Annotated in this window: 8 protein-coding genes; 2 read left to right on the top strand and 6 right to left on the bottom strand. The window is 68.3% G+C overall.

Going from position 1 to position 12,660, the window contains the following annotated elements; translation table 11 throughout:
• Nucleotides 1-121: 121 nt before the first annotated feature.
• Both G1C96_RS05780 and G1C96_RS05775 read right to left on the bottom strand, forming a co-directional pair.
• Nucleotides 122-1,825, bottom strand: coding sequence for an ABC1 kinase family protein (locus G1C96_RS05780; protein WP_240945131.1), 1,704 nt, complete (start codon nucleotides 1,823-1,825; stop codon nucleotides 122-124).
• A gap of 353 nt (nucleotides 1,826-2,178) precedes the next feature.
• Nucleotides 2,179-2,451, bottom strand: a complete 273-nt coding sequence (locus tag G1C96_RS05775; RefSeq protein WP_169275701.1) for a phasin family protein — start codon at nucleotides 2,449-2,451, stop codon at nucleotides 2,179-2,181.
• Between the two features lie 715 nt (nucleotides 2,452-3,166).
• On the opposite strand from G1C96_RS05775, the gene G1C96_RS05770 reads away from it, so the two are divergent.
• Complete coding sequence (locus tag G1C96_RS05770) at nucleotides 3,167-4,153, top strand: hypothetical protein (protein WP_169275700.1); 987 nt, start codon at nucleotides 3,167-3,169, stop codon at nucleotides 4,151-4,153.
• A 957-nt stretch (nucleotides 4,154-5,110) separates the two neighbouring features.
• Here the strand turns inward: G1C96_RS05770 and G1C96_RS05765 are convergent.
• Genes G1C96_RS05765 through dnaB form a run of 4 tightly spaced genes read right to left on the bottom strand, consistent with a single transcriptional unit; the run spans nucleotide 5,111 to nucleotide 10,754 of the window.
• Nucleotides 5,111-7,075, bottom strand: coding sequence for an acyltransferase family protein (locus G1C96_RS05765; protein WP_169275699.1), 1,965 nt, complete (start codon nucleotides 7,073-7,075; stop codon nucleotides 5,111-5,113).
• Between the two features lie 16 nt (nucleotides 7,076-7,091).
• A complete protein-coding gene (locus G1C96_RS05760; protein ID WP_169275698.1) occupies nucleotides 7,092-7,844 on the bottom strand; it encodes a type 1 glutamine amidotransferase in 753 nt (250 codons plus the stop codon).
• Nucleotides 7,841-9,358, bottom strand: a complete 1,518-nt coding sequence (locus tag G1C96_RS05755; protein ID WP_169275697.1) for a Mur ligase family protein — start codon at nucleotides 9,356-9,358, stop codon at nucleotides 7,841-7,843. Before G1C96_RS05755 ends, G1C96_RS05760 begins: the two co-directional genes overlap by 4 nt.
• A 1-nt stretch (nucleotide 9,359) precedes the next feature.
• Entirely contained in the window at nucleotides 9,360-10,754 is a 1,395-nt protein-coding gene (gene dnaB, locus G1C96_RS05750) for a replicative DNA helicase (RefSeq protein ID WP_240945128.1), read from the bottom strand.
• A gap of 413 nt (nucleotides 10,755-11,167) precedes the next feature.
• Here dnaB and G1C96_RS05745 point away from each other — a divergent pair, with 413 nt between their 5' ends.
• Entirely contained in the window at nucleotides 11,168-12,652 is a 1,485-nt protein-coding gene (locus G1C96_RS05745; RefSeq protein ID WP_169275696.1) for an MATE family efflux transporter, read from the top strand.
• The last annotated feature ends 8 nt before the right edge of the window (nucleotides 12,653-12,660 follow it).

Below are 12,660 nucleotides of genomic sequence, written 5' to 3'. Positions count from 1 at the left end.
AGCGAACCGAATCGCGTGAATTGTTCCGAACGGCGGTTTTTCGCCATCGGATGCTATCGGCGTTTCTTATAGCGTGCGCAAGAAGGGCGCGACGCCGCATGATCGGCGCGACGCCGCGCGCTCAACGCCGTTTGCTCCGCCGGCCCTTGAAGTAGATGTCGAACACGATCCACACGGACAGCACGAACGCCACCACGTAGCCCATGAACCCCACGATCGGGATGCCGAACACCACCGGCTTGATGCCCGCGTAGTACACGATGGACGACCCCACGAACAGGCCCACCACGATCAGCGCCATGGCGATGCGGTTGACCATGTCGCTGAGCATGCGCATCGGCTCGTCCGCCCCCACGAGCTCGGCGTTGACGCGCAGCTGCCCGCGCGTGAGCATGCGCGTGGCCACCTTGGCCTCGCCCATCGTGGCGAGCAGCCCGTGCAGCGCCTTCGTGCCCTCCACGGCGAGCGAACGGGCCTCGTCACGCGCGACGTCGCGCCTGGAGCGCGAGGAGGCGATGTGGTTCGAGATGATCTCGATCATGTTGACGTCCGGGATGAACTCGTCGAGCAGGCCCTCGAGCGTGACGAGCGCGCGGCCGACCGTGGTCACCGAGCTGGGCACCTCGATATGGTGCCGCGCGGCGAGCTGGGTGAGCGAGTTGAGGAACGACGCGATGTCGAGGTCCTTGAGGTCGATCGTGCCGAATTCCTTGACGATCACGTCGAGGTCGGCCAGCAGCGACGGATAGTCCTCGGGATCGGCCTCGCCGCCCGCGAAGCGCAGCAGGCCGTCCGCCAGCGCCGGCGAATCCTGCTTGGCCACCGCGAAGATCATCTCCTGCAGCACCGAGCGCGTCTTGGCGTTGAGCCGACCGGTCATGCCCAGATCGATGAGCATGATCTGCCCGCCGCGCACCATGATGTTGCCGGGATGCGGGTCGGCGTGGAAGAAGCCGTCGTCGAGGATCTGCGTGGCGTAGTTGTCCACGAGCTTGGTACCGATGTCCTTGAGGTCGTAGCCGGCGGCGACGAGCCGGTCCGGGTGCGAGACGGAGATGCCGTCCACGTACTCCATCACCACCACGTGCTGCGTGCACAGGCGCATGTACGGCGTGGGGCAGTCCATGTACTTGTACGGTCTGCAGAACTCCTTGAAGTCACGCAGGTTGCGCGCCTCCACGAGGAAGTCGGTCTCCGCCTCGAACGTCTCCCACAGCTCTTCCACCACGCCGCGCAGATCCACCACCTGGGCGGCGTGCACGAAGCGCGACGCGTACTTGGCGGCCGAGCGCATGATGTCCACGTCCTGCGCCATCACCTCGCGCACGCCGGGGCGCTGCACCTTGACGGCCACGTCCTCGCCGGTGACGAGCGTGGCGCGGTGCACCTGCGCGAGCGACGCGGAGCCGAGCGGCGTGGGGTCGATGTGGCTGAAGATCTCCCTGACGGGCCTGCCGTATTCGCTCTCCAGCGTGGTGAGCACGGTGTCGTACGGCATCGGGTCAGCGTCGGCACGCAGCTTGGCGAGCTCGTCGCAGAACGACTGCGGCAGCATCTCCGATCGCATGGACAGGATCTGCCCCACCTTGACGAACGTGGGGCCGAGCGCCTCGAACATCAGGCGCATCTTGACCGGCGTCAGGCCGTGGAACACGTCGAACTGCGAGCAGATCCGCCAGATCTGGCTGATGCGCTTCACCTTGCCGCGGCGCGTGAGATGGTAGCGCGAGGAGAAGTCGTTGCGGCGGCCGCCGAACAGGGCGAGCGTCTGGTCGCGTTCGGCCGGGGGCACGTAGGCGAGGTCGTCGGGCAGTTCGCCGAGCATGGCGCCGGGGACCGCGTCGGGCGTGGCGCCCTGCAGCGCGTCCGCGACGGCGTCGGGCATGGGCATGGTGGGGCCGAACTGGTTCCTCAGGCGTTCGGCGTGGTCCTCGTCGTCGTTCCCGTGATTCCCGGCGTCCGTGTGCGCGTCGGCGGGAGCGGCGGGAGCGGCGGGGCCGTCGGGGCCGTCGGCCGGCCCGGCGCCGTCGGCGGAAGCGGCGTCGACTGGCGCGACACCGTCAATGCGATTCACGTCGTCCGCCGTCCCGTCGGGGCGCGACGGATCCTCGCCGCGACCGTCCGCACGCTGCGGGGCCGCGGCGGAATCGCCGTGATGACGCGGATTCTCGGGGGCGCTCACGCCTTCGGCTCGGCCTCGGCGGCATCGTCCTTGCCGGGCTCGTCGGCCGCGGTGGCATCGACGGTCGGTTCGGAGGCCGGCTTGCTCGTGGCCTCCCTGACCGTGCGCCTGAGCTCCTCGTTGAGGGTCTTGCCCTGCTCGACGGTCAGCTCGCCCTTCTTCACGAGGTCGTCCACGATCTCGCTGCCCTTCTCGTACGTGGTGGCCAGGGCGCCGACGCCCGCCAGAAACACCTTGCGCAGGCCCTCTCCCAGATCGAAACCAGCCATGATACGCCTCCTTGGGTTGCTCGGACGCTTCCAGCCTACCCCACCGGCGCCGCACACGCCCGGCCGCATCGACACCGCGGCGCCTCCTGCCGTGGACCGGTGGCGCGGCACGGCCGTCATCGCAACATTGCTACGAATGACCATCGGGGAACCACCCCGGCTCCTCCTCGATGGTCGATCATCACAACGTTGCGGCGAACGACCATCGGGAGGGCGCATCGACCGTCCCATAGTGGCCGATCATCACAACATTGCCGCCAGAAACCATCGCAGGGCCACCGCGACCATTCCACGATGGTCGATCACAGCAACGTTGCGACGAACGACCATCGAAAGACCCGGCAGACGTCCACAAACCAGCCGATCATCACAACATTGCTGTCAGAGGCCATCGAAGAGCCGCATCGACCGTCCCATAGTGGTCGATCACAGCAGCATTGTCACGAATGACCATCGAAAGACCCGGCAGGCATCCGCAAACCGGCCGATCATCACAACATTGCCGCAGGAGACCACCGAAAGACCGCTCTGGCCACCGCATGGTGGTCGATCACAGCAACGTTGCGACGGTAGGACGGCGTTATCGCGCGGATCGCAGAATCATGTGGTCGAATGTCACCTGCGACACGCCGCCAGAACGTCCGAAGAAGCCACATCCGACCACATTGCCCGAAAACCCTCCGAACGCCGCCTCTCTCCGCATATCGTTCCGCATATGAGAAGCAACGCACGACTGGAACAGGCATTCCGTGAAGCCGAACGTCGTCGCCAATGTCTGCGCCCCGGCGACCGCGGGCTGCGTCGCGCCCTGACCCAACGACGCGAGACGGACGACGTGCTGCACATCATGACCGGGCTCTACGCGCGCCCATCATATTGGAGCACCCTGAGCAACCATGAGCGCATCATGCATGTGCTGCGTGCGGAATGTGCGTCGCATCCGCGCTGGGTGCTCGGCCACGTCAGCGCCGCGACGGTCTGGCGGCTCACGGACAGCGTGTTTCTCAACCGCAACGTGCACTGGGCGACCGACCTGACGCATGCTTCGACGGACCGCAACCACTATGTGTTTCACGCACTGCCGATCAGACCGGTCACCGTCGTGGAAGGCATGCGCGTCACGGATCTGCACCAGACCCTGTTCGACTGCGCGCGTTCCCTGCAGCTGCCTGACGCGTTGGCCGTTCTGGAGACCGCGATGCGCTCCGGCAAGACCGACAAGGCGCAGTTCCAGGCGTTTCTCGAGACAAGACGAGGGTACAAGGGCGTGGAGAAGGCCAGACAGGCGTGCGTCTGCGCCAATGGCCTGAGCGAAAACGGGGGCGAGTCCATCACGCTGGGGTATCTCGTGCTCTGGGGGTACGCCGTGCCGGAGCAGCAGGTACCGTGCGTCGATCCGATCACCGGGGCAAGGCGACGAGTCGACTTCCTGTGGCGTCGAGACGACGGGAAGATCATCATCGGTGAGCTGGATGGCCGAGGCAAATACGTGGATCCCGCGATGACGGCGGGACGCGACATCGAAAGCATCGTATTCGAGGAGAAGGATCGGGAGAGCAATCTCGCGCTCGACGGATCGGTGGTGTTCGTGCGTTGGACGTTCGATCAGCTCGTCCGTCAACCGGAGCTGGTGCGGCGAAAGCTCGACATGGCCGGGGTCCCCAGGGCGGCAGACCGAAAGCGTGGCCCGCACGCGCCGTGACGGCGTCGATGCGTTCGCGCGCGGGGCCATGCGCAGCCTTGCGAAAGGACCGTTGTCGCAGCGATGCATCGCGGACATGCGGAAGTCCATTCTCGGAAGCACCAAACATGACCATGCGTCGTTCGTCGCAACGTTGCGACGAACGACCATCGAGAGACCCGGCAGGCATCCACAAACCGGCCGATCATCACAACATTGCCGCAGGAGACCATCGACGGACCGCTCTGGCCACCGCATGGTGGCCGCTCGTCACAACGTTGCTATGGACGACCATCGGAAGACCGCTCCGACCGTCCCATAGTGGCCAATCACAGCAACGTTGCCGTCAGAAACCATCGCAGGGCCACCGCGACCATTCCGCGATGGTCGATCACAGCAACATTGTCACGAATGACCATCGAAAGACCCGGCAGGCATCCGCAAACCGGTCGATCACAGCAACATTGTCACGAACGACCATCGAAGAGCCGCATCGACCGTTCCATAGTGGTCGATCATCACAACGTTGCGACGAACGACCATCGAAAGACCCGGCAGACGTCCGCGAACCGGCCGATCATCACAACATTGCCGCAGGAGACCACCGAGGAGCCATACCGACTGCCCCATGGTGGTCGATCATCGCAACGTTGTTATGGACGACCATCGAAAGACCGCTCCGACTGCCCCATAGTGGTCGATCATCGCAACGTTGCGACGAAGGTCTGGAGTCGCGCGCACGGTCAAGGAGGACGGCGACGCGGACCGGCCGTAGGCGCAGGCGGTGCGTAGGGTGGCACGGCGGCGTGTCGTCAGCGGTACGACGGCGGTCCCCGTCAGCGGCGCTGGCGGCGGCGCGTCAGTGGCCCTAGAAATCAGCAGCCATAAAACGTCAGTGGCACTAGAACGTCAGCAGCCCTAGGACATCAGCTGCCATAGGCGCATCAGCGACCATGGCACTTCAGCGGCTCTGAAGCGTCAGTGGCCCTGCCGGATCCACCGGTCGATGGCGTCGCGCACGGCGCGCGCGTAGATGGTGCTGTTCTCCTTGGGGTGGATGCCGTCGGCGTCGAGCTCGGAGGGGTCGGCGGTGATGACGCGGTCCCAGTCCACCAGCACCACGCGGTTCTGGTGCTGCGGAGCGAACGCGAGGATCTCCTGGTTGCTCTGCACCGCCCACGGCTCGTCCGGCGAGTGGGTGCCCACGAGCACGAGGATGCGGTCGGGGCCGATGATGTCGAGGATGCGGTCGAGCTGGTCCTCGCTCATCGGCGCGTTGGTGCCGAGCCCGATCACCACCCACCGCCGCAGCGTGCCGTTGGACCGGTGCTGCTCCAGCGCCTCGATGCCCTTGTCCACGGTGCGGTTGATGACCGCGTCGAGCTCCACGCCCGGGAACACCTTGTTGAAGCCGTAGGTGGACGACTGCATCACCGAGTCGCCCACGGCGGTGATCTGCGATCCGTCCGGCATCTGGTTGCGCGGCGCGCGCAGGTCGGGGATGCGTTCGCGGCGCCAGTCGCCGCTGGCGAGATCGGCCGCGCGCTGGGCGGCGGCCTGCGCGGCCACGCGCTCGAGATGCGCCTGCACGCCCGTCTTGGCGGGCGCGTGCAGCAGCGCGCCTACGAATCCGTAGCCGCTCACGGCGAACACGACGATCGCGAGCGCGGCGGCGACCCATCGGCCCACGGTGCGCGGAGCGGCGGGCACGAAGACGCGAAGCAGCCCGCCGGCCGCGGCGGGACGCTCCACCAGCGTCCACGACAGCGCGGTGGCCGCGGCGGTCAGCACGAGCGTCACGACGAGCGGCGGCACGGGCGAGACGGCGACGGCCTGCGGCATGAGGTTCGGCAGCTGCCCGGTGAGGAATCCCGGCATGGCGTGCTTGGCCATGATCCAGATGGGCCAGTGCCACAGGTAGATGCCGTACGAGTAGCGGCCCAGCAGGCCCAGCGGCCCCCAGTCGAGCGCGCGGCCGAGCCACGATCCGCGCACCGCCACGCCGGCCACGAGCAGCACGGCCAGCACGCCGGCCAGTGCGATGCCGCCGCGGAAGGCCGCGTCGTCCTGACGCATCGTCACCGCGAGCGCGACCAGCGCCGCGAGCGCCAGCGCGCCGATCCACGGCAGGGCGTGGCGCAGCACCGCACGCGCCGCGGCCCACGCATCGCCGCCGTCCGCACGCGCCGCGCGGGCGCGGTCGACGTGCACGAGCGCCCACCCCAGCGCCATGCCGAGCAGCAGTCCGGAGACGTGGGTGTCCGTGCCGAAGTACACGCGCGTGGGGTCCTGGCCGGGGCGGTACAGCGCGCCCATCGCGAGCGCGCTCGCCGCGGCCAGCGCCACGAGCGCCGCGAAGCCGATCCACGCGCGTCCGCGCACGATCCCGCCGCCCGCCGCGCCGCGCACGCTGCCGTTCCGGCGACCGCGCCCTCGTTCGCCGCACAGCGTCCACAGCCCCACGAGCAGGAACGGGATCACCAGATAACTCTGCGCGAGCACGCCCACGTACCACAGGTGGCGGAACAGCTGCGGGTTGTTGGCGGCGAAGTAGCTGCTGCCGGTGGCCACGGCGTACCAGTTGTAGCAGCTGAGCAGCGTGGCGACCACCTGGTCGCGGATGCCCACCAGCGCGTCGTGCAGCACGTACCACGCCGCGCTCACGCTCACGGGGACGAGCAGCAGCATCGCCGGCCACAGGCGCCGCAGACGTCCGAGCCAGTAGTCGCCCAGGTCGAAGCGTCCGTCGTCGAGCCTGCCGAGGATGCCCCATGCGGCCAGGAACCCGGAGACGGCGAAGAAGACGTCCACGCCCACGAATCCGCCGGTCAGGCGGTCCGGCATGCAGTGGTAGGCCACCACGGCGATGATGGCGAGTCCCTTGATGCCGTCGAGTCCGTCGATGCGGCGACGGCGCGGGTGCGATGCGCGTGCGGTGGCCATGCGATGGAATCCTCCCCTACCTTGGGCGCGACGCGGCCACGTGCCGCGCCGAGCGGATGACGCGATCGAGGTGTTCGAGCGTCTGGCGCTGCTCGGGCGTCTGCTCATCCGTGTCGAACGCGCCGTAGCGGCGTTCGACGGCCCTGCGGATGAGGAAGTCGGCCACGGCGGGGTTCTTGGGCAGCAGCGAGCCGTGCATGTACGTGCCGATCACGTTGTGCGCGCGGGCGCCTTCGGTGTCGTCGGAGCCGTTGTTGCCGGCGCCGTCGAGCGACTTGACGTAGCCGAGCGGCTCGGCGTCCTCGCGCAGGAACGTCTGCCCGGAGTGGTTCTCGTAGCCGATGATGTCGCCGAACTCGTCGCTGTGCTCCACGAGGTTGCCGATGAGGCGCTGCGGCTTGCCGATCGTGTACGCGCCGAGCACGCCGATGCCTTCCATGCGGTCGCCGTCGATGGTTTTGAAGTATTCGCCGAACAGCTGGTACATGCCGCAGATCATGAGCATCGGCACGCCGTCCGCGGCCATGGCCCTCAGGTCGTCGGCGCGCTCGTGCAGGTCGTCGATCACCTTGCGCTGGCCGGCGTCCTGTCCGCCGCCGCCGAGGATCACGTCCACGTGCTCCGGCCACGGGTCGTCCTGATCCACCATGTGCACGCGCGGCGCGTAGCCGTACAGCTCGAGCCGGCGGCGCACGGTGAGCACGTTGCCCGAGTCGCCGTAGATGTTCATGTCCTTGGGGTACAGCGATACCACGTCGATCGTTCTCATCGTCCCACTCCCGCGTCGCTTACGTCGGTGATGCGCCCCAGCGCCGCGCGCGCCCTGAGCATCGCGGTGTAGGTGCAGTAGATGTGCCGGGGGCGTCCCAGCGGCCCCGGTTCGGTCACGAAGCGTTCCACGGCCTTGTCCAGGTCGGTCTCGACGGCGCCCACCGGCACCTGGTCGTATTCGAGGCGCAGCGCCATGTCCCACGCGCGCACGCCGGAGACCATGGCCACGCCGCCCTCGCGCAGCGACGTGAAGTCCACGTCCCACAGCCAGCTCATGTCGCGGCCGTCGGCGTACTCGTCGTTGATGGCGATCATCGTGGTGGCCTGGGAGGCGTCGAAGCTGGCCAGCGCGAGGCGGAAGCCCATCGGGTTCTTGACGAGCAGCAGTTCCACGGGCGAGCCGTTGACGTCGATGATCTCGCCGCGGCCGAACGCGGGCGTCACGTTGCCGGCGGCGCGCACCAGCTCGTCGGGCGTGGCGTCGGGTCTGACGGCGCGCGTCACGGCGAGCGCGGCGGCGGCGTTGTACAGGTTGTAGACGCCTTCGAGCCGGACCTTGGCGCGATGCTCCGCGCCGTCCATGAGGAACGTGGCCTCGTGGTCGCCCACGGCGGCGAGCGTCACGTCGGCGGGCAGGACGGGCGCGTCGGAGTCGTCGCGACCGCTCCCTTCAGCGCTCCCCTCAGTCGGCTGCACCGACAGCTCCCCTCCCAGAGGGGAGCCCACAGCACCAACCTCGGCGCCCTTCCCCGAGGGGAGCTGTCCGTCGACAGACAAGCCCGCCGTCTCGGCTCCCCTCCCCGAGGGGAGCTGTCCGTCGACAGACGGACTGAGGGGAGCACCCGCCGCAGCACCGGCATCCTGCGCCTCCGCGCGCTCCTCGGTCGCCACGGTGGTGGCCATGTCGTCGTCGGAGGGGAAGAAGCGTTTCAAATCATCGGCGAGCCCGAAGTAGCGCACCTCGGTGCCCTCGGGCGCCAGCTTCGCCAGCGCGGCGATGCGCGGGTCCTCGCGGTTGAGCACCACGGTGCCGGTCGTCGCCTCGGCCACGTGGCCCAGCAGGCGCGCGGTGTTGTCGATCTCGCCGAAGCGGTCCAGCTGGTCGCGCATCACGTTGAGCAGCAGCGCGTAGCGTGGCCTGACCTGCCGCACGAAGTGCACGGCGTACGCCTCGTCGAGCTCCAGCACGGCGATGTCCGCGTCGAGCCTGCCGCCGAGCGAGACCTGCGTGAGGAGCGCGGAGACCACGCCGCGCGTGAAGTTCGACCCGGTGGGGTTGGTGAACACCTTCAGCCCCAGATCGGTGAGCATCGAGGCCACCATGCGCGTGGTGGTGGTCTTGCCGTTGGTTCCGGAGACGAGCACCACGCCGTACGGCAGCCGGCCGAGCGTGCGTGCCAGGAACCCCGGATCGATCCTCTCCACGACCTTGCCGGGCAGCGCCGAGCCGCCGTGGCGGGTCAGGCGCGAGGCGAAGCGGACGAGTCGTCCGATGGCCACGGCTGCGAACATCTCACACCCCCTGATTCGCGTTGTAGTCCTGCGGCATGTCCTTGAACTTGGACGTGGCGCCCAGGAACGCCAGATGGAACGTCTCGGTGGGGCCGTTGCGGTGCTTGGCCATGATGATGTCGGCCTCGCCCGGACGGTCCTCCTTGTCGTAGAAGTCGGGTCGGTGGACCAGGAACACCACGTCGGCGTCCTGCTCGATCGAGCCGGATTCGCGCAGGTCGGAGAGCTGCGGCTTCTTGTCGTTGCGCATCTCCGGGCCTCGGTTGAGCTGGGAGAGGGCCACCACCGGCACCTCGAGCTCCTTGGCGAGGAGTTTGAGCGCACGCGAGAACTCGGAGACCTCCTGCTGGCGCGATTCGACCTGCTTGCCGGAGCTCATGAGCTGCAGGTAGTCGATGACCACGAGCTTGAGGTCGTTGGTCTGCTTGAGGCGTCGGCACTTGGCGCGGATCTCCATGAGGCTCATGTTCGGGCTGTCGTCGATGAACAGCGGCGCGTCCTCCAGCTTGCCCCAGAACTGGTTGAGCGTGTTCCAGCGTTCGGGGGTGATGTCGTCGGCGCGGCGCAGCGCGACGAGCGGGATGTTCGTTTCGGCGGAGATGATGCGCTGGGCGAGCTCCACCTTGCTCATCTCCAGGCTGAACACGATCGACGTCATGTGGTGGTGCAGGGCGGCGGCGCGCGCGAAGTCGATGCCGAGCGTGGACTTGCCCATGGCGGGGCGTCCGGCCACGACGATCATCTGGCCGGGCTGCAGGCCCTGCGTCAGGTCGTCGATGTCGCGGAATCCGGTGGGCACGCCGCGCTCCACCTCGCCGTTCTGCAGTTTGTCGAGCTGGTCGAGCGCGTCGTGCACCACGGGGCCGATGGCGGTGTAGTCCTGACGCACCTTGCCCACGGACATCTCGTACACCTCGGACTGCGCGAGGTTGACCACGTCCTCGGCCTGCGAGCCCTCCGCGGAGTAGCCGAGCTGCGCGATCTTGGTGCCGGCGGCGATCACGTTGCGCAGGATCGCGCGCTGGTGCACGATCTCCGCGTAGTACGTGGCGTTGGCGGCGGTGGGCACGGCGTTGATGAGGCTGTGCAGGTAGTCGGCGCCGCCCACCTTCTCCAGGTCGCCGTCCTTGAGCAGCTGGTTCGCCACGAGCACGGCGTCCACGGGCTGGCTCTGGGAGAACAGGCTGATGATCGCCTCGTAGATGGTCTGGTGCTTGGGCTGATAGAAGTCCGTGACGTCGATCATCTGCGAGACCTCGCCGATCGCGTCCTTGCTCATGAGCATGCCGCCCAGGACCGCCATCTCCGCGTCGTCGTCATGCGGGGGGATGCGGTCGAAGATCACGTCGCGCCCGTCGCGCGAGGGGGCGGTCGCCCCAACCATTCCTTCAGCCATGGTTCCCCAGTATAGGAGTCGCGGCGAACCGTCCCGCGGCGCGGGTGCAGCGCAGGTCCGACGCGGCCGGGGCACGACCGTGATGCGCACCGCGGCGCACGGAAACGAACATTCCATGTGTGCGATGCCGTGCGGCGACACGCACGAGCGCGATTGTGGATAGAAAAGTGAGTTATCCACAATACGGGGATATCTCGGTGGATATCGCCATGAGTTATGCACCTTATGGGGATAATGCTGTGTAAAACTTGGGGATAACGCGTTCGATCCGGAACGGCGATTTGCCGTCAGGTAAACACCGTGCTATGGGAACGTCGTCCGCGGGTTTTCTACGCGATTCCGCGTACCTGCGCGGGGTCGGCGGTGGGCCCTGAGCCGCAGGCCGTCAGTTCGTCCGGCTAGGTTGGGCAACCATGAGCGCACGGGACGATCGACATCAGCACATCGGCGGCGGCAGCCACAGTGACGGACACAGTGACGGACACAGTGACGGACGCGGCGACGGCCGCAACGGGATCCGCGGCGCCGCCCCCGCAACGCCCGGCACTCCCGCGTCGTCCGGCGCACCGGAACCGCCCATCGAACCCGTCGGCCGCCGCATCTGGGCCATCGCCCTGCCCACGTTCGGACAGCTCATCGCCGAGCCCACGTTCATCCTTATCGACACCGCCATCGTCGGGCACATCGGCGACGCCGCGCTGGCCGGCCTGTCCATCGGATCGACCATCATCCTCACCGCCGTGGGCCTGTGCATCTTCCTCGCCTACTCCACCACCGCGCAGGTGGCGCATCTGCTCGGCGCGGGACGCCGGCGCGAGGGCATGCAGGCGGGCATCGACGGACTGTGGCTGGCGCTCGGCATCGGCGCGGCGCTCGGGCTCGGGCTGTTCGCCGCCGCGGAGCCGCTGTGCCTCGCGTTGGGCGCCCGCGGCGACGTGCTGCCGCAGGCCGTGGCGTACACGCGCGCGATCGTGCCGGGCGCGCCCGGCATGCTGCTCGTCTACGCCGCCAACGGCATCTTCCGCGGCCTGCAGAAGATGCGCATCACGCTCGTCGCGGCCGTGAGCGGCGCGGCGCTCAACACCGTGCTCGAGGTGCTGTTCGTCATCGTGTTCCGCTGGGGCATCGCCGGCTCGGGCGCGGCCACGCTGATCGCGCAGTGGTACATGGGCCTGTTCCTCGCGGTGCCGGCGGTGCTGTGGGCGCGGGCGGACGGCGCGACGCTGCGGCCCAGGCTCGCGGGCATCGCCTCGGCGGGCGGCGACGGGATGCCGCTGTTCGTGCGCACGCTGGCCATCCGCGCGGCGATGGTGACGACCGTGGCCTGCGCGGCGCGCATGGGCACCGACGTGCTGGCCGGGTTCCAGGCGGTGAACTCCTCGTGGAACTTCGCGATGAACATGCTCGACTCGGTGGGCATCGCGGGGCAGACGCTCGTGGCGACGGCGCTGGGCGCGGGCGAGATCGCGCGGGCGCGCGCCCTGACCCGCGCCACCGGACGCGCGGGGCTCGCCGCCGGGGCCGTGATCGGACTGGGATTCGCGGGCGTGGGCCTGTTCGCCGGACACGTGTTCTCCCCCAGCCCGGCCATCCAGCTGCTCACGGCCGTGGGCATGGTGACGATGGGCCTGTTCTTCCCGCTGCAGGGGTGGATGATGGCGCTCGACGGCATCCTGATCGGCGCGCGCGACTACCGCTATCTGGCCGTCACCTGCACGCTGACCGCCGCGCTCTACATCGCGCTCGTGCTCGCCGTGGCCGACGCCGCGGCGCCGCTGCTGCCCGGCGACGCGGCGCGCACGGCCGCGCTGTGGACCGTGTTCAACGTGGTGCTCATGGGCGGGCGAGGCGTGGCGAACGGGCTGCGCGCCCGGGGCGACCGCTGGATGCGCGCGTAGGCACGCAC

Origin of the sequence: Bifidobacterium moraviense (genome assembly GCF_012932365.1) — a bacterium.
Classification (GTDB): domain Bacteria; phylum Actinomycetota; class Actinomycetes; order Actinomycetales; family Bifidobacteriaceae; genus Bifidobacterium; species Bifidobacterium moraviense.
This window is presented reverse-complemented; position numbering and strand designations above follow the sequence as displayed.